This window comes from Serratia sp. AS12 (assembly GCF_000214195.1).
Lineage (GTDB): Bacteria > Pseudomonadota > Gammaproteobacteria > Enterobacterales > Enterobacteriaceae > Serratia > Serratia plymuthica.
This window is the reverse complement of sequence record NC_015566.1, coordinates 4764565-4785862: the sequence shown is the minus strand read 5'-3', so window position 1 is coordinate 4785862 and position 21298 is coordinate 4764565. Positions and strand designations below refer to the sequence as shown.

General features: G+C 59.2%; 16 protein-coding genes. 8 read left to right on the top strand and 8 right to left on the bottom strand.

What is annotated here, in order from left to right; all coding sequences use genetic code 11:
• Nucleotides 1–88 precede the first annotated feature (88 nt).
• Entirely contained in the window at nt 89–1387 is a 1299-nt protein-coding gene (locus SERAS12_RS22110; protein WP_013814653.1) for an MFS transporter, read from the bottom strand.
• A 385-nt stretch (nt 1388–1772) separates the two neighbouring features.
• On the opposite strand from SERAS12_RS22110, the gene uxaC reads away from it, so the two are divergent.
• From uxaC to SERAS12_RS22095, 3 genes are all read left to right on the top strand, one after another.
• Nucleotides 1773–3185 carry a glucuronate isomerase gene (gene uxaC / locus SERAS12_RS22105; protein WP_013814652.1) on the top strand — a complete coding sequence of 471 codons (1413 nt, stop codon included), beginning with the start codon at nt 1773–1775 and terminating at the stop codon, nt 3183–3185.
• A gap of 20 nt (nt 3186–3205) precedes the next feature.
• Complete coding sequence (locus SERAS12_RS22100; protein ID WP_013814651.1) at nt 3206–4696, top strand: UxaA family hydrolase; 1491 nt, start codon at nt 3206–3208, stop codon at nt 4694–4696.
• 74 nt (nt 4697–4770) lie between these two features.
• Nucleotides 4771–5328 carry a YgjV family protein gene (locus SERAS12_RS22095; RefSeq protein ID WP_013814650.1) on the top strand — a complete coding sequence of 186 codons (558 nt, stop codon included), beginning with the start codon at nt 4771–4773 and terminating at the stop codon, nt 5326–5328.
• Between the two features lie 4 nt (nt 5329–5332).
• Here SERAS12_RS22095 and sstT read toward each other — a convergent pair whose 3' ends face one another.
• From sstT to SERAS12_RS22070, 5 genes are all read right to left on the bottom strand, one after another.
• On the bottom strand, nt 5333–6568 hold the full coding sequence (gene sstT / locus SERAS12_RS22090; protein ID WP_041416410.1) for a serine/threonine transporter SstT: 1236 nt from the start codon (nt 6566–6568) through the stop codon (nt 5333–5335).
• Between the two features lie 268 nt (nt 6569–6836).
• A complete protein-coding gene (locus tag SERAS12_RS22085) occupies nt 6837–7811 on the bottom strand; it encodes a TerC family protein (protein WP_013814648.1) in 975 nt (324 codons plus the stop codon).
• 257 nt (nt 7812–8068) lie between these two features.
• Nucleotides 8069–8800 (bottom strand): glutamine amidotransferase, encoded by a 732-nt coding sequence (locus SERAS12_RS22080; protein ID WP_013814647.1) that lies wholly within the window; start codon nt 8798–8800, stop codon nt 8069–8071.
• Nucleotide 8801: 1 nt separating this feature from the next.
• Complete coding sequence (locus tag SERAS12_RS22075) at nt 8802–9782, bottom strand: Gfo/Idh/MocA family protein (protein ID WP_013814646.1); 981 nt, start codon at nt 9780–9782, stop codon at nt 8802–8804.
• A 100-nt stretch (nt 9783–9882) separates the two neighbouring features.
• On the bottom strand, nt 9883–10389 hold the full coding sequence (locus tag SERAS12_RS22070) for a M48 family metallopeptidase (RefSeq protein WP_004948389.1): 507 nt from the start codon (nt 10387–10389) through the stop codon (nt 9883–9885).
• A 149-nt stretch (nt 10390–10538) separates the two neighbouring features.
• Here SERAS12_RS22070 and rlmG point away from each other — a divergent pair, with 149 nt between their 5' ends.
• Nucleotides 10539–11678: a 23S rRNA (guanine(1835)-N(2))-methyltransferase RlmG gene (gene rlmG, locus SERAS12_RS22065; protein ID WP_013814645.1), complete on the top strand. Its 1140-nt coding sequence runs from the start codon at nt 10539–10541 to the stop codon at nt 11676–11678.
• A 47-nt stretch (nt 11679–11725) separates the two neighbouring features.
• Here the strand turns inward: rlmG and SERAS12_RS22060 are convergent, their stop codons facing one another.
• A complete protein-coding gene (locus SERAS12_RS22060; RefSeq protein WP_013814644.1) occupies nt 11726–13747 on the bottom strand; it encodes an FAD-dependent oxidoreductase in 2022 nt (673 codons plus the stop codon).
• Nucleotides 13748–14049: 302 nt separating this feature from the next.
• Here SERAS12_RS22060 and SERAS12_RS22055 point away from each other — a divergent pair, with 302 nt between their 5' ends.
• Nucleotides 14050–15669: an ABC-F family ATP-binding cassette domain-containing protein gene (locus tag SERAS12_RS22055; RefSeq protein WP_013814643.1), complete on the top strand. Its 1620-nt coding sequence runs from the start codon at nt 14050–14052 to the stop codon at nt 15667–15669.
• On the opposite strand, the gene SERAS12_RS22050 is transcribed toward SERAS12_RS22055, so the two are convergent.
• Nucleotides 15656–17125 (bottom strand): PLP-dependent aminotransferase family protein, encoded by a 1470-nt coding sequence (locus tag SERAS12_RS22050; protein ID WP_013814642.1) that lies wholly within the window; start codon nt 17123–17125, stop codon nt 15656–15658. The two genes, SERAS12_RS22055 and SERAS12_RS22050, sit on opposite strands and share 14 nt — an antisense overlap.
• A gap of 121 nt (nt 17126–17246) precedes the next feature.
• Between SERAS12_RS22050 and SERAS12_RS22045 the strand changes: the two genes are divergently transcribed.
• Genes SERAS12_RS22045 through SERAS12_RS22035 form a run of 3 tightly spaced genes read left to right on the top strand, consistent with a single transcriptional unit; the run spans nt 17247 to nt 21283 of the window.
• On the top strand, nt 17247–18512 hold the full coding sequence (locus SERAS12_RS22045; RefSeq protein WP_013814641.1) for a 4-aminobutyrate--2-oxoglutarate transaminase: 1266 nt from the start codon (nt 17247–17249) through the stop codon (nt 18510–18512).
• A gap of 13 nt (nt 18513–18525) precedes the next feature.
• Entirely contained in the window at nt 18526–19980 is a 1455-nt protein-coding gene (locus tag SERAS12_RS22040; protein WP_013814640.1) for an NAD-dependent succinate-semialdehyde dehydrogenase, read from the top strand.
• A gap of 58 nt (nt 19981–20038) precedes the next feature.
• Complete coding sequence (locus SERAS12_RS22035; protein ID WP_013814639.1) at nt 20039–21283, top strand: amino acid permease; 1245 nt, start codon at nt 20039–20041, stop codon at nt 21281–21283.
• Nucleotides 21284–21298: the final 15 nt, after the last annotated feature.

The following is a 21298-nucleotide window of genomic DNA, read 5'->3' as shown; positions in this document are numbered from 1 at the left end:
GGGCGTGGCTGTCGGATTTGTTATACCACTTATTCGGCAGGGCTGCCAGTGGCCGCAGGGGACGCCCGGCGCGTGGCCGGGCGGGGGGTTAACTGCGCGCCGGGACAGGCTGTGGAGCCTCTTTCGTGGGGGATAAGGCAGGCCGGTTTTGCAGGACGGTCCAGATAACGATGGCGCCGAGAATATCGAATACCGACAGCGCGGCGAACAGCGGGCTGAAGCCCAGGGTATCTGCTAAGGCGCCGACCACCAGAGCAAACAGGGTGCTGGCGGTCCAGGCCGCCATGCCGGTCAGGCCGTTGGCGGTCGCGACCTCGTTACGGCCAAATACGTCTGAAGACAGGGTGATCAACGCACCGGACAGCGCCTGGTGAGCAAAGCCTCCGACGCACAGCAGCGCGATGGCGGCATAAGGGCTGGTGAACAGGCCGATCATACCGGGACCAATCATCAGCACCGCGCCCATCGTGACCACCAGCTTGCGTGAAACGATCAGGTTCACCTTGAAGTGTTTCTGGAAAAACGGCGGCAGATACCCGCCAACGATGCAGCCGAGATCGGCGAACAGCATTGGCATCCAGGCAAACATGGCGATCTCTTTCAGGTTAAAACCATAGGCTTTGAACATGAATAGCGGGATCCAGGCGTTGAAGGTGCCCCAGGCCGGTTCTGCCAGAAAACGCGGCAGCGCGATGCCCCAGAACTGGCGGTTGCGCACGATCTGCCAGGCGGACATTTTCTTGGCGTTGCCGGTCTGGTGTTGCGGTTCCTGGCCCTCGAGGATGTAATCCCGCTCTTCCTGGCTGAGTTTCTTTTGATCTTTCGGATGCTTGTAGAAGATCAGCCAGCAGATGGCCCAGATCAGACTCAGCACACCGGTGATAATAAACGCCATTTCCCAGCTGTGGGCGACGATGGCCCAGACGACCAGCGGCGGCGCGATCATCCCGCCGATCGACGAACCCACATTAAAGTACCCTACGGCGATGGAACGCTCTTTGGCCGGGAACCACTCGCTGCTGGCCTTCAGGCCGGCGGGGATCATTGCCGCTTCGGCCATGCCCACGGCGCCGCGCGCCAGCGCCAGCCCGCCCCAGCTGTTAGCCAGCGCGGTCCCCATGCAAAACAGCGCCCACAGGACGGCGAACATGGCGTAGCCCACCTTGGTGCCCAAGACGTCCAGCACGTAGCCCGCCACCGGTTGCATCACGGTGTAGCAGGCGGAATAAGCGGCGACGATGTAAGAATACTGTTGCGTGGTGATATGTAAGGTGCCTTCCAGCGTCGGCGCCGCCACGGCAATGGCGTTGCGGGTCAGGTAACCCAGCACGGTGCCGATGGTCACCAGCCCAATCATGTACCAGCGTAACCCTTTAATTTTACGCATCCGAAATATCTCCCAGTCTTGAATATGCGCAGCCGAGGTGGCGGCGTGTAGGGGTGTGATTCCTTTTCGTTGATCTGCATCGGCCCTTCCATCACCGACACATTCCCAACGCGCCAGCGACGGGGTGGCGAGACAATAACTTGTCATACAGATTTAAAAGTTGAGTGATATCACAAAAGCCAAGATTCAATGGGGCAATACGCTTTGGCCTGTAATCACGTGATTTAGGCCGTGTTTTGCTGCGAAACTGCGCGTTAATCGCCTTTCACGAGGGAAATAGGCCGTAGGTTGGGGTAAGATTTTGCTGGACGCTCTGTGTAATTGGTGTGATAACTTTGTCTCATTGAACACTGTTCCGAACGGTCAGCAAGGTGAGGAGCCTGATATGGCGACGTTTTTAAATGAAGATTTCTTGTTGGGCAGCGAATTTGCCCGGCGTTTGTATCACGACTATGCGGCGGATCAGCCGATCTTTGACTACCACTGTCATTTGCCGCCTGAACAGATCGCCGAGAATACCCGCTTCAAAAACTTATATGACATCTGGTTAAAGGGCGATCACTACAAATGGCGGGCGATGCGCACCAACGGCGTGGCCGAACGTTTGTGTACCGGCGATGCCGACGACCGCGAGAAATTTGACGCCTGGGCCGCCACTGTGCCACATACCATCGGCAACCCGCTGTATCACTGGACTCATCTCGAACTGCGTCGCCCGTTCGGCATCACCGGCACGCTGCTTTCCCCGACGACGGCGGACGATATCTGGCATCGCGGTAACGCGCTGTTGGCACAGGACGATTTCAGGGCGCGCGGCATCATGCAGCAGATGAAGGTGAAAATGGTCGGCACCACCGACGATCCGATCGACGATCTGCGCCACCATAAAGCGATCGCCGCCGACGACAGTTTCGATATCAAGGTGCTGCCCAGCTGGCGGCCGGATAAGGCGTTCAATATCGATGCGCCGGGCTTTAACGATTACCTGAAAAAGCTGGAGGCGGCAGCGGATATCAGTATCAGCCGCTTCACCTCGCTGTGCGACGCGTTGAAAAAACGTATGGATCACTTTGCCGCCCACGGCTGCAAAGTGGCTGACCATGCGCTGGACGTGGTGGTGTATGGCGAAGCGAACGAAGCCGAGCTGGACGCCATTCTGGCCCAACGCCTGAGCGGCAAGCTGCCTGGGCCGGAGCAGAGCGCCCAGTTCAAAAGCGCAGTGCTGCTGTTCCTGGCTGCTGAATATCAACGCCGTGAATGGGTGCAGCAGTATCACATTGGTGCATTGCGCAATAACAACAGCCGGATGCTGGCAAGCGTTGGTCCGGATATCGGCTTCGACTCCATTAACGACCGGCCACTGGCGGAACCGCTTTCCCGCCTGCTGGATGCTCAGTCCCGGCAGGGAGGATTACCGAAAACCATCCTGTATTGCCTCAACCCGCGCGATAACGAAGTGATCGGCACCATGGTGGGTAATTTCCAGGGGGAGGGCACGCCAGGCAAGATGCAGTTTGGTTCAGGCTGGTGGTTCAACGATCAGAAAGACGGCATGCAACGCCAGATGACGCAGTTGGCACAGCTTGGCCTGCTGAGCCGTTTTGTCGGCATGCTGACCGACAGCCGCAGCTTCTTGTCGTATACCCGTCACGAATATTTCCGCCGCATTCTCTGCCAGATGATGGGGCGCTGGGTGGAAGAGGGTGAAGCGCCGGCGGATATCGCGCTGCTCGGCGAGATGGTGAAAAACATCTGCTTCGACAATGCCAAAAATTATTTCGCCATTGAACTGGCGTAGCCGCTGCCCGAGGTTGGTTTATGCAAAGCATCGTAAAAATTCATTCGCAGGATAATGTGGCGGTGGCGCTGCGCGATTTGGCCGACGGCGAAACGCTGGCGCTGGAAGCGTTGACCCTTCGGCTTTCGCAACCCGTGGCGCGTGGGCACAAGTTTGCGCTGCAACCGATCGCAGCCGGCGAGGCGATCATCAAGTACGGGCTGCCGATCGGCCATGCGCTGGTCGCCATAGCGCCGGGTGTGCACATTCACTCGCAAAATGCCAAAACCAACCTGAGCGATCTGGACAGCTATCAGTACCAGCCGGAATTTCCCGTACTGCTGCCACAGGCAGCGGATCGAGAGGTCCAGCTCTATCGCCGCAGTAGCGGAGAGGTGGGGATCCGCAACGAACTGTGGATCGTGCCGACCGTCGGTTGCGTCAACGGTATTGCCCGGCAGATCCAGCAGCGTTTTCTGAAGGAAACCCAGGATGCGCAGGGGATCGATGGCGTACACCTGTTCAGCCATCCGTTCGGCTGTTCGCAATTGGGGCAGGATCATGAAAACACCCGTACCATGCTGCAAAATATGGTGCGCCATCCGAATGCCGGCGCGGTGCTGGTGATTGGCCTGGGGTGCGAGAACAATCAGGTAGACGTTTTCCGCAGCACGCTGGGGACGATGGATGAACAGCGGGTGCGCTTTATGGTGTGCCAGCAGCAGGACGATGAGGTGGAAGCCGGGCTGGAGCAACTGCATGAGTTGTACCGGGCCATGCGCGACGATCGTCGCCAACCGGGCAAATTGAGCGAGTTGAAGTTCGGCCTGGAATGCGGCGGATCGGACGGGCTGTCCGGCATCACCGCCAACCCGCTGCTGGGGCAGTTTTCCGACTATGTGATCGCCAACGGCGGCACCACGGTGCTGACCGAGGTGCCGGAGATGTTTGGCGCAGAACGGATCCTGATGAGCCGCTGCCGCGATCGGGCGACCTTCGAGAAAACCGTCAGCATGGTCAACGATTTCAAACAGTATTTTATCGCCCATAACCAGCCGATTTATGAAAACCCTTCGCCGGGCAACAAGGCGGGCGGCATTACCACTTTGGAAGAAAAATCTCTCGGTTGCACGCAGAAAGCCGGGCAAAGCCGGGTAGTGGACGTGCTCAAATACGGCGAACGGCTGCGGCAGCCAGGGTTAAACCTGCTCAGCGCGCCCGGCAATGACGCGGTGGCGACCAGCGCGCTGGCCGGCGCGGGCTGCCATATGGTGTTGTTCAGTACCGGGCGTGGCACGCCCTACGGCGGCTTCGTTCCCACGGTAAAACTGGCGACCAACAGCGAACTGGCGGCGAAAAAACCGCACTGGATCGACTTCGACGCCGGGCAATTGATCCACGGTACGCCGATGGATCGCCTGCTGGAACAGTTTGTCGATCTGATCGTGGCGATCGCCGATGGCAAAGCGGCGCGCAACGAAGCGAACGATTTCCGCGAGTTGGCGATTTTTAAAAGTGGGGTGACATTGTAAAGCACCGGCAGCGGGAGTAGCATAAAACAGCGTTTCACTTTTAACGCCATTGTCTCCCGCTTCAGGATCCCCTAATGACGTTTTATTGGTTTGCCCAGGCCGTGGGCGTGCTGGCTTTTCTGGTCGGCATCACCAGTTTTTTCAATCGCGACGACCAGCGTTTCAAGCTGCAACTGTCAGGATACAGCCTGATTATTGGCATCCACTTCTTCCTGATGGGGGCGAGCGCCGCCGGCAGCAGCGCGTTGCTCAGCGCCTGCCGCAACCTGGTTTCAATGCGCACTCGCAGCCTGTGGGTGATGTGGCTGTTTATCGGTTTGACGCTGACCATCGGCCTGACGCACTTCCAACATCCCATCGAACTGTTGCCGATCTTCGGTACTTCAATCAGCACCTGGGCACTGTTTCGTACCCGCGGGCTGACGACCCGTTGCGTAATGTGGTGCTCCACCGCCTGCTGGGTCACGCATAACATCTGGCTCGGGTCGATAGGCGGTTCGCTGATAGAAGGCAGCTTCCTGCTGATGAACGGCTTCAACATTATCCGTTTCCGCCGCCTGCAACTGCGCGGCATCGATCCTTTTGCGGTAGAAAAAAAGGCGCCCATTGGGCGCCTTGCTGACGATCGTTAACCGCTTAACGCACGTTCAACGGGTCTTCATCCGCCAGACGTTGATCTTCCGCCTGGCAGGCCGCCGCGGTGAACAGCACGTCGGTGGATGAGTTCAGTGCGGTCTCTGCGGAGTCCTGCAGCACGCCGATGATAAAGCCCACCGCCACGACCTGCATGGCGATATCGTTCGGGATGCCGAACATGTTGCACGCCAGTGGGATCAGCAACAGCGAGCCGCCGGCCACGCCGGAAGCGCCGCAGGCGCAGATCGCTGCCACCACGCTCAGCAGCAGCGCGGTCGGAACGTCAACCGGAATGCCCAGAGTGTGCACCGCCGCCAGCGTCAGCACGGTAATGGTGATCGCCGCGCCGGCCATATTGATGGTTGCGCCCAACGGGATAGAAACCGAGTAGGTGTCTTCGTTCAGATTCAGCTTCTTGCACAACTCCATATTCACCGGAATATTGGCGGCCGAGCTGCGGGTGAAGAACGCGGTCACGCCGCTTTCACGCAGGCAGGCGAACACCAGAGGATAAGGATTGCGGCGGATTTTCCAGTAAACGATCAGCGGGTTCAGCACCAGCGCGACCAGCAGCATACAGCCGATCAACACCATCAGCAGTTGCGCGTAGCCCCACAGCGCGCCAAAGCCAGTTTCCGCCAGCGTCGAAGCCACCAGACCGAAGATGCCGAGCGGCGCACAGCGGATCACCGCGCGCACCACCAAAGTTACCGCATGCGACATGTCGTTAATCAGCGATTTGGTGGTTTCCGAAGCGTGGCGCAGCGCCAGCCCCAGGCCAATCGCCCAGGCCAGGATGCCGATATAGTTGGCGTTAATCAGCGCGTGGAACGGGTTGGCGACCACGCTCATCAACAGACTTTTCAGCACTTCAACAATGCCGCCTGGCGGGTTGATGTCCGCATTGCCGGCAACCAGCGCCAGATTGGACGGGAACATAAAGCTGACCACCACCGCCACCAGCGCCGCAGCGAAAGTCCCCAGCAGATAGAGGAACAGGATCGGGCGAATATTGGTTTTCTGCCCGTGCTTGTGGTTGGCGATTGAGGCCATGACCAGTACCAGAACCAACAGCGGCGCCACGGCCTTTAACGCGCCGACGAACAGTGCGCCAAGCAGCCCGATGGCGGAGGCCGCTCCCGGTGAAACCAGCGCTACGATAATACCGGCCACCAGGCCGACCATAATTTGCTTAACCAGGCTGCCCTGTGTGATCCATTTTAACAGTTTTTGCATAATGCTTTTCTTCCCGGTGAGGTTGCGCACAGACTGACCGCCTCGACAGGAACGCTGCCGGGCAATTTTTATTTCTATCTGTAACTAAGTATGTTTGCCAAATCAGTATTCAGTAAACAAATGGGGTTGGAAAGGAGAGGAAGTGAAATTCTGAGGGCGGATCAACTCTTGATAACATACTGGTTACATTTGTGTGATCGCAATAACGTTTGGCGTTTTGGACGAATTGCCAAACAATCACGGGGCGGCTAGCGCCCCGGATAACAGATTATGGTGCTTTATTCGCCAGGCGATCGTTGCGGCGGTTAACCCAGGCATTGATCAGCAGCGTTAATGTCAGAATACCGGCTACCACGCCGAGTGAAACGCCGATCGGGATATGGAAGAAGTCGATAATCAGCATTTTGACGCCGATAAACATCAGGATGATCGACAGACCGTATTTCAGCATCGAGAAGCGCTCCGCCACGTTGGCCAGCAGGAAATACATGGCGCGCAGGCCCATGATGGCAAACAGGTTAGAGGTCAGGACGATAAACGGATCGGTGGTGACGGCAAAGATGGCCGGAATGCTGTCGACCGCGAAAATCACGTCGCTCAGTTCCACCAGGATCAGCACCAGCACCAGCGGCGTAGCGAACAGCAGCCCGTTGCGGCGCACGAAGAAACGCTCGCCTTCGAGATTGTCGGTCATGCGCAGATGGCTGCGCAGCCACCTTACCAGCGGCTTGTCGCCAATCGCCGAATCGTCTTCCTTCGCCAGCGCCATCTTGATGCCGGTGAACAGCAGGAAGGCACCGAACAGATACAGCAACCACTGGAACTGGGTCACCAGCCAGCTACCGGCGAAGATCATGATGGTACGCAGCACGATCGCGCCCAATACGCCGAAAATCAGTACGCATCGTTGCAGGTTAGCCGGAACGGCGAAATAGCTGAACAGCATCAGCCAGACGAAGACGTTATCGACCGCCAGCGCTTTTTCGATCAGGTAACCGGTGAGGAAGGCGAGCGCCTGCGTATCGGCGACGGCGCGCCCGGCGGTTTGGTTCAGGTAGTACCAGAAACCCAGGTTGAACAGCAGGGAAAGGCTGACCCACACCAGCGACCAACTGGCGGCCTGCTTCAGCGTCATGGTGTGCGCGCCTTTGCGGCCTTGCAGCAGTAAGTCGATTGCGAGCATCACAACTATGATGGCGGCGAAACTGCCCCATAACCAAGGTGTGCCAACGGTATTCATCATCAGAGATATCCTTCAAAAACAAAAACGGCCAACGTCGGAAGACGCCAGCCGCTCTGTGAACGCTGCAAGCAAACCTCGCCTTCCGGCAAGGTCTCACTTACAACGTTGATGAAGGTGCACCTGCAGTGCCCGTCACATCATGTTGCCCGGTAACCGGATGCTTGCGCATCGTAATGACGATTAACCGGCAATGAAGTTACTCCCCTTTGCACCGCAGAAAGTAATGCAAAATGTGTCAGCGGTCAACGTTTATCACGCTAGCCGGCCAGGGCCTTCTGCGCGCCGAGGCTGACGACGAAACCTTGCAGCAATAACCGACTGAAGGGCGTATCGCTAACCTGCTGTTGCTTAAGCTGATACTGCGTCTGCTGCTCGGGGTTCAGTTCGCCGAGCCAGCTCAGGTATTGATGCATCACCGCGCCGTTAAATTCCGGATGGAACTGGGTGGTCAGTACGTGATCGCCATAACTGAGGATCTGACAGGCGTCCTGTTGTGAGCGAGCCAGCACCTTCGCGCCGGCAGGCGGCGTCAGTACGCTCTGCGAGTGGATCAGATTGGCCTTGAAATGCGGCGGCAGCATCGCCAGACGCCGATCGTTGGTGGCGGCGGGCAGCAGTTCAATATCCAGCGTACCGACCTCCATGCCCTGCGGGTGGTAGCCCACTTCACCGCCGAGCGCATAGGCCAGCAGTTGGTGACCGTAGCAGGCGCCGAAAATCGGCAGCTTGATCTGCATCGCCTGACGCAGCCACTCGGCGGCCTGCTCGCTCCACGGCAATTGTTCGGTGACCATCGCCGCCGATCCGGTAATGACCACGCCGGCGTAGTGTTGCGGCGCCTGCAGCTGTTCGCCTGAGGGAAGGTGCACGATCTGCACGCGATCGGCGTCAATGTTACCCTGTTGCAGGAACATTTCGTCGAAGTTGGCCTTTTCCCTGCGGATAATCTCCGGCGCATCACCGGTTTGCATCAACAATAGCGGTTTCACGTCATTCTCCGTCGGCAGGGAATACTACGCCGGTCTGGCGGCGGATTTCGGTCAGCAACTGGGCGACGATCAGCGAGTTTTCCAACCCTGGATGTTCCACCTGCCGTTTTTCAACCAGTTCAGCGAAGGCTTGCGCCTCATACAGCATGGTATTGATATGCTGCGGTTGGGTCAGATCCTGACGATTGCCACCGCGCGGCGTCAGCGCCACACCCTGACACTCCGAAATTTTATCAATGACCAGCGTCCCTTCTTCACCCTGGATTTCGCTCGGAATATCCGAGTTGCTGACCTTGGAATGCGAAATGGTTACGTCAAAATCCCCGTAATTGAGGCAGGCGGTTCCATGCGCATCAACGCCGGTGTCCAGCAGCGCGGCGCTGGCGATCACGGATTTTGGTGCGCCAAACAGCGCCACGGCACTGGCCAGGCAATAGTAGCCAATGTCCATGATCGAGCCATTGGAAAACTGTGGGTTAAAGGTGTTTGGGTTCTCGCCGGCCAGATAACGCGGATAGCGCGAAGAGTATTGGCAGTAGTTGATAAAGGCTTTGCGCAGCCGGCCGATTTTCGGTAGCGCCTGCTTCAGGGCCAGGAAATTCGGCAGGTGGGCGCTTTTGAAGGCTTCGAACAGCACCACCTGGTTTTCCCGTGCGCAGGCGACCAGTTGTTCTGCTTCGCGCAGGGTGGAGGCCAGCGGCTTTTCGCAGATCACGTGCTTTTTATGGCTGAGGAACAGCAGCGATTGCTGACAATGCAGGGAATTGGGGCTGGCGATGTACACCGCGTCGATGGCGTCGGATTGGGCCAGCGTCTCCAGGGAATCGAAAAACAGACTGACGTGATAGTTGGCGCCAAACGCCTGCGCCTGCTCGAGCTTGCGCGAATAGATGGCGGTCAGCTTCAGTTTGCCACTTTCATGTGCGGCGTCGATAAAGCGTTCTGTAATCCAGTTGGTGCCAACGACGGCAAAGCGAATCATAGATATCTCCGGTTCCCAAGCCCTATACCCTATGAATTTCAAGTGCTGCATAGGGTAGAAAGAATCAGATTATCACGGCAATTACCGAAGGCGAATCCCGCTATGCATACAGATCGCCAAATACGGAGAGGTGGGTCAGGTACAGCCGGGTGTCGAACTCCAGTTGATGGTAATTCGGCTCCATATGGCAGCACAGGCTGTAGAAGGCTTTGTTGTGATCCTTCTCTTTCAGGTGCGCCAGTTCATGTACCACGATCATGCGCAGGAACGGCTCCGGTGCCAGCTTGAACACCGTCGCCACGCGGATTTCCGCCTTGGCCTTCAGCTTGCCACCCTGCACGCGTGAAATGGCGGTGTGCATGCCAAGCGCGTGTTTCATCACCTGGATTTTACCGTCGTAGGCCACTTTGCTCAGCGGCTGAGCGTTGCGCAGATACTGGTTTTTTAGATCGACGGTATACTGATAAAGCGACTTGTCGGTGGTGCAATCATGCACCTGCGGATAGCGCTGCAGCAGCACATCCCCCAGCCGCTGCTGGTCGATCAACTGCTGCACCTGGCTTTGCAGATGTTCAGGGTAACCCTGCAGGTAAGTCAGTTCGGACATCATCTTCCCGTATTGGCGGCAATTCAGCGGGCTATTCTATGACGTTTTTTCGCGCAAAGCCCGCAAAGGGCAATTTATCCGAAAAAACATTTTACTGATGGACGTTTTTAGGGGATAAACAGCCCAAATTTTATCAGTCAGGAGGGGCAATGAGCCAACTCGATCTGGGAACACAGCAACTTGAGCTGGAGCGTTATCCCCAACAGGAAGAATCCACCCAATTGCAGGCGTGGGAAGCGGCAGACGAATATCTGCTGCAACAGCTTGAAAATGTAGACATTGGCGGTCGCCCGGTGCTGATTTTCAACGACAACTTCGGCACGCTGGCCTGTGCGCTGCACGGCCATCAGCCTTACAGCATCAGCGATTCCTATATGAGCCAGCTGGCTACGCGCCATAACCTGAAGCTCAATGAGTTGGATCCGGAGCAGGTTACGCTGCTGGACAGCCTCGCCGAACTGCCTGCATCACCTGCAGTGGTGTTGATCCGCATTCCCAAGGCGCTGGCGCTGCTGGAACAGCAACTGCGCTCGCTGCGCAACGTGGTGGCGCCGGACACGGTGATCATCGCCGGAGCCAAGGCGCGCGACGTGCACACCTCAACCATGCAGCTGTTTGAAAAGGTGCTGGGGCCGACGCGCACCAGCCTGGCGTGGAAGAAAGCGCGCCTTATCCACTGCGAAGTGGCGGACATCGTGCCACCGGCGGCGCCGGAAACCACCAACTGGACGCTGGACGGCACCGATTGGCTGATCCACAACCATGCCAACGTGTTCTCACGCGGCAGCCTGGATATTGGCGCTCGTCTGTTCCTGGAAAATCTGCCGCACGATCTGGACGGTCACATTGTCGATCTCGGCTGCGGTAACGGCGTTATTGGCCTGGCCGCGCTGGTGCAGAACCCGCAGGCGCAGATGAGCTTTGTCGATGAGTCCTATATGGCGGTGGCGTCCAGCGAGTTGAACGTGGAACACAACCTGCCGCAGGAGCTGGATCGCTGTCAGTTTGAAGTGAATAACTCGTTGGCGGGGATTGAGCGTGAAAGCGTGCAGGCGGTGCTGTGCAATCCGCCGTTCCACCAACAGCATGCGATCACCGATCATACTGCCTGGCAGATGTTCTGCGACGCCAAGCGTTGCTTGCAGGTGGGTGGCGAGCTGCGCATCGTCGGCAACCGTCATCTGGATTATCACCAGAAGCTGAAGCGTCTGTTTGGTAACTGCACCGTCGTGGCATCCAACAAGAAGTTTGTGATCCTGAAAGCGGTGAAATCCGGCGCACGTTATTGAGTAACCGGGGGGCGCAATGCATGCGCCCCTTAATGAATGGCTATTTATTACAGCGCCATCGCCAGCCGCGTGCCTTGATCGATTGCGCGGCGGGCGTCCAGCTCGGCGGCAACGTCCGCACCGCCAATCAAATGCACGGTTTTTCCCATCGCCAGCAGCGGCTGCTGCAGTTCGCGGCGCGGTTCCTGCCCGGCGCAGATAATCACCGTATCTACCGGCAGGCAGCTTTCCTGCTCGGCGCGCGCGATGTGCAATCCTTCCTCATCAATACGTTGATAGTTCACGCTATTGAGCATCTTGACGCCACGCATTGTCAGACTGGTGCGGTGGATCCAACCGGTAGTTTTCCCCAGGCCTTCACCCACTTTGCTGGTTTTGCGCTGCAGCAGATAGATTTGCCGCGGCCCGCGTTCCGCCACCGGCCCTTGCGCCGCCAGCCCGCCGCGTTGGCTGAGCTGGCCATCGATACCCCATTCACGGTTAAATTCTGCCTGATCCAGGCTGCTCGACACGCCGTGCTGGCTGAGGTACTTGGCGGTGTCGAAGCCGATGCCGCCGGCGCCGATAATCGCCACCCGCTGGCCGACCGGCTTTTTGTCGCGCAATACGTCCAGATAGGTCAGCACCTTGGCGTTATCAATTCCTGGGATCGCCGGCGTGCGCGGCACTATGCCGCAGGCGAGGATCACTTCGTCGAATTCCGCCAGATCGACGGCTTCTACCTGCGTACCCAGTTTTACCGTCACCTCAAGCAGTGCCAGCTGGCGACGGAAGTAGCGCAGGGTTTCGTGGAATTCTTCTTTACCGGGGATCTGCTTGGCGATATTGAACTGTCCGCCAATCTGATCGGCGGCATCGAACAGCGTCACCCGGTGGCCGCGGCTGGCGGCGGTGGTGGCAAACGCCAATCCTGCTGGCCCGGCGCCGATCACCGCCAGCTTTTTCGGCTTTTCGGCCATGGTCAGCGGCATTTCGGTTTCACGGCAGGCGCGCGGGTTCACCAGGCAGGAGGTGAGCTTGCCTTCAAAAATCTGATCGAGACAGGCCTGATTGCAGCCAATGCAGGTGTTTATCTCGTCGGCACGCCCTTCTGCGGCTTTTTGCACAAAAGCGGCGTCGGCCAGGAACGGGCGGGCCATCGACACCATGTCGGCGCAGCCGTCCGCCAGCACCTGCTCTGCAACCGCCGGGTCATTGATGCGGTTGGTGGTGATCAGCGGAATGCGCACTTTGCCCATCAGCTTGCGGGTCACCCAACTGAAACCGGCGCGCGGCACCATGGTGGCGATAGTCGGGATCCGCGCTTCATGCCAGCCGATGCCGGTATTGATCAGGGTTGCACCCGCCTGTTCGATCGCCTGCGCCAGCTGTTCGATCTCCTGCCAGCTGGAGCCGTCTTCCACCAGATCGAGCATCGACAGGCGGTAAATCAAAATGAACTCGCGGCCAACCGCCTGACGCACCGCCCGGACGATCTCCACGGCAAAACGCATGCGATTGCTGAAGCTGCCTCCCCATGTGTCCTCGCGCTGGTTGGTGCGTGCCACCAGGAATTGGTTGATCAAATAGCCTTCGGAACCCATCACTTCTACGCCGTCGTAGCCGGCCTGCTGAGCCAGCAGTGCACAGTGGGCAAAGTCGGCGATGGTCTGTTCGATCTCCGTCTCACTCAGCGCGGTCGGGGCGAAAGGGTTGATCGGCGCCTGCAGCGCGGACGGCGCCACCGGCTGCGGTTGATAGCTGTAGCGGCCGGCATGCAGGATCTGCAACGCAATTTTTCCCCCGGCCTGGTGGACGGTATCGGTGACGATCCGGTGATGATCGACCTGATCCCGGCGGTTGAGAGTGGAGCCGCCGCGATACACCACACCCTTTTCATTGGGGGCGATGCCGCCTGTCACGATCAGCGCCACGCCGGCCGCTGCGCGTTCGGCATAGAAAGCGGCCATGCGTTCCGGGCCATCGGGAAGTTCTTCCAGGCCGGTGTGCATCGATCCCATCAGCACCCGGTTTTTCAGGGTAGTGAAGCCGAGATCCAGCGGCGCCAGCAGGTGTGGGTAATTGCTCATTGCAGTCTCCATCGCGTCTTTCATCGTTATTATTATGTGCGACCCAAGTGGTCGGATGAGATAAATCTAGCCGTTGTCTGTGCCGTTGGGAATTTGCATTGCGCTGAATGTGATAGATGTCATGAATCTTTGTAGTTGTTTGCATAGTAGACAAGTTATCGGGTAACCTTTGTCTGCGGCATGTCCATGCCTTCTCTGCGGAGCCATTATCGAAAATGAACAAACACGCCTGTTGATATCTTGTCCCATGCTGAGCACGCCAGTGCCGGATGGGGATGCTTTGATTTCACTCAGGAGTGCTTATGGCTCATTTTGCGCAATCCCCTCATTTTGTTTTACACCAACTAACTTGCCAGTTCGCTAACGGCGAAACGCTGTTCGGCCCGCTGGATCTCACTTTCGATCAACAACGCTGTGGCCTGGTTGGGCGTAACGGCGTCGGCAAAACCCGTCTGCTGCGCTTGATCGCCGGCCTGGATCAACCGGCTGGCGGGCATGTGGAAACGCATGCTTCTCTGGCTTATGTGGCGCAACAGCCGGAAATCGCAGTGCAGATTACGCTGGCGCAGTTGCTGGGCTATGGCGAGGTGTTTGCCGCGCTGGCCCGTATTGAACAGGGGCATCCGTTGGCGGACGATATCGATCGCCTGGAAGGGCAGTGGGATCTGATCGATCGTCTGCACGCTGCCTTTGCTGCCGCCGGATTGCCGGCGTTCGATCCGCTGCGGCCGGCCGGCTCCCTGAGCGGCGGGGAGCGAATGCGCGCGACGCTGTGTGGCGCGATGTTGGGCGGTGCGGATTACTTGCTGCTGGATGAACCGACCAACCACCTTGATACCGATGGGCGCGACTGGCTGTACCGGCAGTTGGCACAGTGGCGCGGCGGGCTGCTGGTTGCCAGCCACGATCGGCAACTGCTGGCGCGTATGGCGCGCATCGTCGAGCTGACGCCCGATGGGCTGCACAGCTACGGCGGCAACTACGATGACTATCGGCGGCAGCGCGATTTGGAGCAGCAGGCGGCGCGATCAGGCTGGGAACATGCGCGGCAGGAACGCAAACGCATTCGCGCCCGACAGCAGAAAGAGCACGACATCAGCCAGCGGCGCTCAGCCCAAACGCTGAAAACCGTCGATACGCTGAATATCGCCTCTTTCGAACGCGTGGCCTACAAAGCGGCGGCCAAAGAGAGCCTCGGCACGCTGCGCAAACAGCATCAGGACCAAAAAAGCAGTCTCGATGCCGCCGTGCGCGAGGCGTACCAGCGGGTGGAAGAAGACAGCCCGGTGATGTTAACCCTGCCTGGCAGCGCGGTGATGGCGGGCAAGCAGGTGCTGGTGCTCGAGCAGCTGCAACTGCCTTTTGTCAGTGCGCCGCCGCTGGATATGCGTATCGACGGACCCATGCGCGTAGCGCTGACCGGCCCGAACGGCTGCGGAAAATCCACGTTGCTGAAGGTGATTCTTGGCCAGTTGGCTGCGGTGTCCGGTCACGTTCACTGCCCGCTGCCAATGGCTTACCTCGATCAAACCCTGTTGCAGTTTGATTCGCGGTTATCGGTGATGGCGCTGCTGGGGTTGCAGGATTCTCCGCTGGCCGAGGGGGCGTTGCGCACCCAACTGGCGCAGTTGCAACTCGGTGCGGAACGGATCACGTTGCCGTTGGCGGCGCTGAGCGGTGGAGAAAGGCTGAAGGCGGCGCTGGCCTGTGCGCTGTGGCGTAAAGAGCCGGCGCAATTACTGTTGCTGGACGAGCCGACCAACCATTTGGATCTGGCTTCGTCACTGGCCATTGAGGCCGCGCTGGCGGAGTTTCCCGGTGCTATGTTGGTGGTCTCGCACGATGAAGCCTTCCTGCGGGCGCTGAAACTGACTCATCGCCTGCATTGGCAGGACGGGGGCTGGCAGTTCAGGGCGCTGTAATGCATTGCAGCAGCAGGGTAAAGGCGGCGGCCATCTGTTCCTCCGGCACGCAGGCGAAGCCCATCAGCAAGCCGCGGCGGTGGTTGGGCAGCATGTAGTAACGCGACAGCGGTCGCACCAGCACGCCGTGTGCGCTGGCGGCGGCGGCGATCGCCACGTCGTCGGCTTCGTCCGGCAGGTTCAGGATCAGGTGCAGCCCGGCGTTGTTGTTGAATTCGCTCAACGCCTGCTTGCCCAGATGCTGCTCAATCAATGCGGTCAGAAACGCCCGCCGCCGGGCATACAGCAGCCGCATGCGGCGAATATGCGCGGTGTAGTGGCCTTCCTGAATAAACTGCGCCAGAGCGGTCTGGATCAGCAGGTGACCGCCGCGATACAGTTCGGCGTGCGCGGTTTTCAGCGCCGTCATCAAGGGTTTTGGCAGCACCACGTAACCCAGCCGCAGCGCCGGGTACAGCGTCTTGCTGAAGGTGCCGATATAAATCACCGGCGCATCGGCTTCCAACCCTTGCAGCGCCGGGATGGGCTGGCCGGAAAAGCGGAACTCGCTGTCGTAGTCGTCTTCGACAATCCAACTGCCGCCGTTGCGCGCCAACGCCAGCAACCGCTGCCGCCGTGCCAGGCTCATCACCGATCCCAGCGGATACTGGTGCGATGGGGTGACGAAAATCAGCCGTGGCGCGCCGGTTGGCTGTTCCGGCGGCACCATGCCGGCCTCATCGACCCCCAGTGGGCAGATATTCACGTCGTTCATCCGCAGAATATTGCGGATCCCCCAATAGCCCGGTTCTTCAATCCACGCGTCGTCGCCCGGATTGCACAGCATGCGCGTCACCAGATCTATCGCCTGATGAATGCCTTCGGTAATCAAAATTTGCTCCGGCGAGCAGCGCACCGAACGCGCCACGCGCAGATAGTCCACCAAGGCATGCTGCAACTCCGGGCTGCCGCCCTGATTACTGTAGGTCAGCCGCTGCGGGACGGGGCGGCGGCCGATGCGCGCCTGGATCTTGCTGAACAGCTGGTGAGGAAAGGCGTTGACGTCGGGTACGCCAGGGATAAACGCACCCCACTGTTTGGGGCTGGCGCTGGCGTGATGCAGCAGGGTGGATCCTCGGGCCGACAGCTCAATGCGCCGTTGTTCTCCGTCACTGCCTGCGGGGGCGCTGACGGTAGATAAACAGCTGTCCGGCACGGTTTCGGCGACGAATGTGCCGCTGCCTGCGCGTGCCAAAACATAACCTTCTGCCAAGAGTTGTTCATAAACGGTTAATACAGTGTTGCGTGACAGCCTGAGTTCCTGCGCCAGATCGCGCGAGGCGGGCAGGCGGCTGGAGGGCGACAAACTGCCGTCCAAAATGCTGGTGCGGATCGCGTTATACAGCCGCTTGTGCAGCTTATCATCAGGCTGTTCGCCGAGGCGCTGCAACAACAGGTCACCACTCAGTGAGCGCAATTGGATCCCTCAATTAATCGTAACTGGCACTCGATTATAGGGCCACATCCTGTGTAAATAAACGTCATTGTTTCACGAATGTGAACGAAACGTACAACGGACACCGACCGGAGAGAACAGCATGAAAAACGCAGAACTGAATCAACGTCGTCAGGATGCCACCCCACGGGGGATTGGCGTGATGTGCGGTTTTTACGCCGAGCGTGCGGAGAATGCCACGCTGTGGGACGTAGAAGGCAATGAGGTGATCGATTTCGCTTCCGGTATTGCTGTTCTGAATACCGGACACCGGCATCCGAAGGTGATCGCCGCCATTGAACAGCAACTGAAGGCCTTCACCCACACCGCTTACCAAATCGTTCCTTACGAAAGCTATGTCTCGTTGGCAGAGCGCATCAACCAGCGCGCACCGATCGAAGGCCCCTGTAAAACCGCGTTGTTCACCACCGGCGCCGAAGCGGTGGAAAACGCGGTCAAAATCGCCCGCGCCTATACCGGCCGACCGGGCCTGATCACCTTTGGCGGCGGTTTCCATGGCCGCACTTACATGACCATGGCGCTGACCGGCAAAGTGGCTCCGTACAAGCTGGGCTTCGGGCCCTTCCCCGGTTCGGTGTTCCACGGCCAGTATCCGAATGCGCTGTATGGCGTGACCACCGAAGACGCGATGAACAGCCTGGAGCGCATCTTTAAGGCGGATATCGATCCCAAACAAGTGGCCGCCATTGTGCTGGAACCGGTGCAGGGCGAGGGCGGTTTCAACATTGCGCCGGCCGATTTTATGCAGGCGCTGCGCGAACTGTGCGACCAGCACGGCATTTTGCTGATTGCCGACGAAGTGCAGACCGGTTTTGCCCGTACCGGCAAGCTGTTTGCCATGGAACATTACGCGGTGAAACCGGATCTGATCACTATGGCGAAAAGCCTGGCGGGCGGTATGCCGCTGTCGGCGGTGGCCGGCCGTGCCGACGTGATGGACGCCCCGGCGCCGGGCGGGCTGGGCGGCACTTATGCCGGTAACCCGCTGGCGGTGGCTGCGGCACTTGCGGTGCTGGACGTGATTGACGAAGAACAGCTGTGCCAGCGTTCCCAACGTTTGGGCCAGCATTTGGTGGAGGTGCTGCAACAGGCGCGCAAAACCAGCCCGGCGATCGCGGATATTCGCGCGCAGGGATCGATGGTGGCGGTGGAGTTCAAGGATCCGGCGACCGGCAAGCCTTCGGCGGAGATCACCCGTCAGGTACAGCAGAAGGCGCTGGAGGAGGGGCTGTTGCTGTTGAGCTGCGGTGTGAACGGTAACGTGATCCGCTTCCTGTATCCGCTGACCATCCCTGAGGAGCAGTTCACCCAGGCGCTGGGCATTCTTTCCCGCGCGTTGGCCCAATAAGGAGTGACCGGCAATGAAACTGAATAATCCCGAGCTGCTGCGCAGCCAGTGTTTGATTAGCGGTGAGTGGTGCGACGCCTTGAGCGGCAAGCGTGAGGCCGTCATCAACCCGGCGACCGGTGCTGAGCTGGCAAGCATCCCGTTGGTCAGCGAAGAAGAAACGCAGCAGGCGATTAACGCGGCGCAGTTGGCGCAGCAGGGCTGGAAGCAGCTGACCGCCAAACAGCGCTCCGTGCTGTTGCTGGCCTGGGCCGACAAGGTGCTGGCAGCCCAGGAGGATTTGGCGCAGCTGATGACGGCCGAGCAGGGTAAATCGCTGGCGGAAGCGCGCGGTGAAGTCGCCTATGCCGCTTCGTTTATTATCTGGTTCGCCGAAGAGGCCAAGCGCGTCGACGGTGCCGTGTTGCAGGCGCCGCTGGCCTCGCAGCGCCTGGTGGTAGTGAAACAGCCGATCGGCGTTTGCGCGGCGATCACGCCGTGGAACTTCCCGGCGGCGATGATCACCCGCAAGGTTGCGCCGGCGCTGGCAGCGGGCTGCGCGATAATCGTCAAACCGGCCGAGCAGACGCCGCTGACCGCGTTGGCATTGGCGAAGCTGGCGCAGGATGCCGGCATTCCGCCGGGCGTGTTGCAGGTGGTGACCGGCGACGCGGCGCAGGTGGGCAAGGTGCTGTGCGACAGCCCGGTGGTGCGCAAACTGAGCTTTACCGGTTCGACCGAGGTCGGCCGCATTCTGATGGCGCAGTGCGCGCCGACGATTAAAAAGCTGTCGCTGGAACTGGGGGGCAACGCGCCGGTGATCGTTTTCGACGACGCCAATCTGGACACGGCGGTGGCGGGCATTATGGCCTCCAAGTTCCGTAACAGCGGCCAGACCTGCGTCTGCGCCAACCGCATCTACGTGCAGGACGGCATCTATGATCGTTTGGTGGACAAGCTGGTGGCGGCGGTTGAGCAACTCAAAGTCGGTGACGGCAGCCATGAAGGCACCACCCAGGGACCGCTGATCGACCAGGACGCGGTGGATAAAGTGCAGAGCCACATTGACGATGCGCTGATCAAAGGCGCGCAGATTGCTATCGGTGGGCAGCCGCACGAGCTGGGCCGCACCTTCTTCCAACCGACGGTGGTGACCGGCGTGACGCAAAAAATGCGCTTCGCCCGGGAAGAAACCTTTGGCCCGGTGGCGCCGCTGTTTCGTTTCCATGATGAGGCGGAAGCGATCGCCATGGCCAACGACACCGAGTTTGGTCTGGCCGCTTATCTGTTTACGCAGAGTGCCTCGCGCCAGTGGCGAGTGCCGGAAGCGCTGGAATACGGCATGGTCGGCATCAACACCGGGCTGATCTCCAATGAAATCGCGCCGTTTGGCGGTGTGAAGCAGTCAGGACTCGGACGTGAAGGATCGCGTTACGGCATTGAAGAATATCTGGAGCTGAAATACCTGTGTATCGATGTGAGCTGTTAACCACCGGGAAATTAACCTGTCCCGGTGGCCGGAGCCGCCGGGCAACAAAGGATGCTGCATGTCTTCTGAAAACATCTCTATTTCTCCGGCGCTTGCCGCCGGGGTGCGAACGTCTGCACCCGCCAAATCACTGAGTTTCCTCGAAGGGGTGGCGATGATTGTCGGCACCAATATTGGCGCCGGCGTGTTGTCCATCGCCTATGCCTCCAGCAAAGCCGGTTTTTTACCGCTGCTGTTCTGGCTGGTGCTGGTGGGGAGTTTGACCACCATCACCATGCTGTACGTCGCCGAATCCACCCTGCGCACCCGTGCCCACCTGCAATTAAGCGGGCTGGCGAAACGCTATGTCGGCGGTATTGGCGCCTGGCTGATGTTCGCTTCGGTGTGCGTCAACAGCGTCGGGGCGTTGACCGCGTACATGACCGGCAGCGGCAAGCTGCTGCAATCTCTGTTCGGCATCTCGCCGGCCATCGGCAGCCTGCTGTTTTTCGTTCCCGCTGCTGGGGTGTTGTACCTGGGGCTGAAGGCGATTGGCCGTGGGGAGAAATTTATCAGTATCGGTATGGTGGTGATGCTGACCGCGCTGGTGGCGGCCACACTGCTGAAAGACACCACCCAGATGCGCAACCTGCTGGACGGCGACTGGCGCTTTATGGTGCCGGTATTCAACGTGGTGGTGTTCTGCTTCTCGGCGCAGTACATAGTGCCGGAAATGGCGCGTGGCTTCTCGGATAAGCCGGAACAGCTGCCGAAGGCGATTATCGTCGGCATGGCGGTAACCTTCGTGCTGCTGGCGGCGGTGCCGATGTCGGTGATTGCCCTCAGCGGGCTGAATAATATCTCCGACGTGGCGACCATCTCCTGGGGGCAGGCTCTCGGGCAGTGGGCGTTCTTCTCCGCCAATATCTTTGCGCTGTGCGCGATGCTGACCTCTTACTGGGGGCTGGGCGGCAGCTTCCTGACCAATATTTTCGACAAGTTCAGACTGGGCAATGACGAGCAACCGCTGCGCCGATTCGGCGTGCTGTTGCTGGTGGTGGTGCCCCCGTTCGCGCTGGCATACAGCGGCCTGGTGTCGTTCGTTAACGCGCTGTATTTCGCCGGGGTGTTCAGCGGGGTGATCCTGTCGATTATGCCGATGCTGATCCTGCGAGGGGCGCGCAAGCACGGTGACCAAACGCCGCGCTGGCAGTGCAACTGGATCACCCACCCGCTGTTGCAGATCAGCATCGTGCTGCTGTATCTGGCCAGTGCGGTATACGCTATTGCGTCGTTGTTAGGCTATCTGCCCTCTGGATGGTGACCTGCCTTCCTTCAG